The following is an 862-nucleotide window of genomic DNA, read 5'->3' as shown; positions in this document are numbered from 1 at the left end:
GGCACGGGCCTCTCCGGGGCGGTGACGGACGGTGCGCGGCGCGCGCCCGCGGCGTCGCGCCGGCGCCTTCCCGACCGGTACCCGCCCGCCCGGCCGGGAATGCCGGCAACCGGGGAAGTGCGCTCCGCGTCCGTTCCCACGAGCCGTGACATCATCGGCCCCGCGCAGCGGGGTCGCGCGCCCGCGCCCACCGTCGCGCGCCGTGTACCGTCCGTCACCGCGCCTCCCCCGGCGCGTCGCCCGAGCCGCCTCGAGGAGAACGAACGCCGTGCGCAGCGTCACCACCGAGATCGAGATTCCCGCCCCGCCGGAGGACGTGTGGGAGGTGCTGCTGGACTTCCCCCGCTACGGCGAGTGGAACCCCTTCATCCGGGAGGCCGGGGGCCGGGCGGAACGCGGCGGCACGCTGGTGCTGCGCATGCACCCCACCAAGGGGCGGCCCATGAGCTTCCGGCCGAAGGTGCTGGTCGCCGAGGTGGAGACGGAGCTGCGGTGGCGGGGGAGGTTGTTGATGCCGGGGCTGTTCGACGGTGAACACCACTTCCTGCTCACCGATCTCGGCACCCCGGAGAACCCCGTCACCCGGCTGGAGCACGGCGAGACCTTCCGGGGGGTGCTGGTGCCGGTGCTGGGCTCGGTGATCCGCAACGCCGAGCACGACTTCCGACTGCTGAACGAGGCGCTGGCCGAGCGGGCGGTGGCCCGGTACACCGAGCGGGTGGGCGAGGCCGTGCCCGCCATCGGCGAGGGGGTGAACGGTGAGGACGGGTCGAACGACCCGGCCGGGAACGCGCCGGATGCCGCACCGTCCGTCCCCGGACACCTCGCCCCTCCCGGGCCGCCGCCCGGGACACCGCCCCCG

Annotated in this window: 1 protein-coding gene; it reads left to right on the top strand. The window is 75.5% G+C overall.

Annotated elements, in window-relative coordinates; genetic code table 11:
• Nucleotides 1-268 precede the first annotated feature (268 nt).
• Nucleotides 269-862 (top strand): SRPBCC family protein (locus FOE67_RS27205; protein ID WP_182667474.1); only part of this gene is annotated, 594 nt, incomplete at its 3' end.

The sequence above is a fragment of the Streptomyces calidiresistens genome (genome assembly GCF_014141525.1).
Taxonomy (GTDB): Bacteria; Actinomycetota; Actinomycetes; order Streptomycetales; family Streptomycetaceae; genus Streptomyces; species Streptomyces calidiresistens.
The sequence above is the reverse complement of the archived record's forward strand: the minus strand, read 5'-3'. Positions and strand labels throughout refer to the sequence as shown.